Annotated in this window: 3 protein-coding genes; all 3 read left to right on the top strand. The window is 65.2% G+C overall.

The window, feature by feature from the left end; translation table 11 throughout:
• A partial coding sequence (locus PGX04_RS02070; RefSeq protein ID WP_273737001.1) for a M48 family metalloprotease occupies window positions 1-358 on the top strand: 358 nt, incomplete at its 5' end.
• A 24-nt stretch (window positions 359-382) separates the two neighbouring features.
• Window positions 383-1036 (top strand): PspA-associated protein PspAB, encoded by a 654-nt coding sequence (gene pspAB, locus PGX04_RS02065; protein ID WP_273737000.1) that lies wholly within the window; start codon window positions 383-385, stop codon window positions 1034-1036.
• A 660-nt stretch (window positions 1037-1696) separates the two neighbouring features.
• A partial coding sequence (locus PGX04_RS02060) for an outer membrane protein assembly factor BamB family protein (protein ID WP_273736999.1) occupies window positions 1697-1918 on the top strand: 222 nt, incomplete at its 3' end.

Here is a 1918-nt window from a genome sequence, read left to right as displayed (position 1 = left end):
CGGCCGCGGCCGGCAGGGCGGCGGCGGCATCGTCGTCGCGATCCTCGTCTCGCTGGTCGTCTGGATCATCAGCTATCTGCTCATTCGGGCGCTCTCGCGCTACCGCGAGTACGCCGCCGACCGCGGGGCCGCCGCCATCACCGGTAATCCGTCGGCACTCGCCTCGGCGCTCCTGAAGATCTCCGGCGAGATGGACAAGGTCCCGAAAGACGACATGCGCGAGGAAGCCGAGATGAACGCCTTCTTCATCATCCCGATCAAGTCCGGCATCGTCGGCCGGCTCTTCTCGACGCACCCGCCGACCGAGCGCCGCGTCGAACAGCTTCGGGACCTCGAGCGCGAAATGCAATCGTTCTAAGGAACCGGCCCCGTCACTCCACACATGGGACTGCTGGACGGACTCCGCGCCATCCTCGGCTCGCGCGCCGAGGCCGACGCCGGACGCGACGCCGACCCCGACGACCTCTTCGGCATGAGTACCGCCTATCTCACGATGCAGGCCGATCTGGGCTACGAGTCGCTGGACGTCGGCGCGCTCTGTTTCTCCGGCGTCGACTCGAGCGACTTCCGTGACGCCGTCGACGAGGTCGAAGCGATCCTCGAGGCCGGGCAGGCGGAGACCGGCACCGAATTCTCGGTCACCAGCGACGATCACGGGTATCACTGGGTGGTCCTCGCGGACGACGACCCCGAGGATCTGATCACGAGCATGCACTTCGCCGCGGACACGTTCATCGAGCACGGCTACGGTTCGCGCTTGCTGGCTGCTGTGTTCGCCTATCGGGACCGCGATGGCGCTTCGCGACATCGGAACGGAGGCGGTGGAACCGCCGACGCGGACGGGACCGCCTACTGGATCTACTCCTTCCGTCGCGGGCGTTTCTATCCCTTCGTCCCGCGCGACGGTCGGGAGCGCGACTCGAGTGCGGAGTTCACCCTCGAGTCGGCGTTAGACGGCGAACTCGAGATCGAGCGCGAGAAGGAGTACTGGTATCCGCTCTGGCCCAGCGAGCGCGGGACTCATCCCTGGGAATAAGCGTACCAGCCCGTACCAGCCCGTACCGGCCCGTACCAGCCCGTACTGGTCCGTTCTGGCCCGTACTGGCCGGTTACCGGCGGTGTCGTCCGTTTTGCTGTCGCTTCGCGATTCTGTTTTCGTCGCGCCGTTCGACGGACCCCCAAACTGTGTAGGGGTCACCGGTATTGCAGTTCCCCGAGTATACAGACGTACGCGACAGGAAGCCACATCATCATCACTTCACAACTGCGCCATACACCAGTTGCTTCCTCTTCCTGTCGCTCCCCTCTTTCACCGACGAGCCGTCGGCTCGATACTGGAGTACTCCGTCAGTTTCGTTACTAGAACGTGCTGTGAAACGGCCGTCCACTCCGGCTGTGAATGGAACAGCCGATTCTACCGGAGACATAGCGAAAGAAGCGTCCTGCTATCGTGGTAACAGGGAATCGCCACGCCCTCCCCAGCCGATTCGTTCGGTCGCTGCGCTCCCTCACTCATCCCTCGCACGGCATCGGCGGCCGCCCTCACTCCCGTTCGGTCGGCCGCAAGCGCGCGCCACCGCGCGTCGGCTACCGTGGGCTGGAGTGATACGTAGCTCCCCTCTACTGATCGCGTCCTCCCGGACAAAGCCAGTGGATCCACCCACTGTTATAGCGGTTCGGTCGGTATCCGGAGGCAGTGACCGACTGGAACCAGTACAAGGGTGATCCGCGCAACTCCGGGCTCCGGCGCGACCTCGAGGGGCCGTCTCGCCCCGCGGAGGCGTGGACGGCCGATCTCCCCGGTTCGCCGAGTTCGCCGGTTCTCGATCGCGACACCGTCTACGTCGGAACGACCGGCGGGAATTGCTACGCGCTCGAGCGAGCGACGGGTCGCCGTCGGTGGACGTTCGAGACGGTG

This window comes from Natrinema soli, from assembly GCF_028618695.1.
This window is presented reverse-complemented; position numbering and strand designations above follow the sequence as displayed.

Excerpts from the sequence above, each read along its gene's own strand:
- pspAB (WP_273737000.1), top strand. The coding sequence starts at position 383 with ATGGGACTGCTGGACGGACTCCGCGCCATCCTCGGCTCGCGCGCCGAG.